At 45.9% G+C, this 246-nt stretch carries 1 rRNA gene; it reads right to left on the reverse strand.

The window, feature by feature from the left end:
• Positions 1-82, reverse strand: a 5S ribosomal RNA gene (gene rrf / locus IE92_RS0116265); the annotation flags it as partial.
• Between the last annotated feature and the right edge of the window lie 164 nt (positions 83-246).

Here is a 246-nt window from a genome sequence, read left to right on the forward strand (position 1 = left end):
CTGCAGTACCATCAGCGCAAAGAGCCTTAGCTTCCGGGTTCGGAATGTAACCGGGCGTTTCCCTCTTGCTATAACCACCGAAACACTATTGACATATCATAAACAACACCCACACCCGCCATCCCGAAAACGGAATAACCAGTGTGAATATTGTTCTCGACTCATACATCAAGAACCACAAAGTGGACGCGAAACATACTCTGGACCACACACACCAACCTTTAAAAACGATGTGCATGTAATGAT

The sequence above is a fragment of the Mycetocola saprophilus genome, assembly GCF_000718085.1.
GTDB classification, from domain to species: domain Bacteria; phylum Actinomycetota; class Actinomycetes; order Actinomycetales; family Microbacteriaceae; genus Mycetocola; species Mycetocola saprophilus.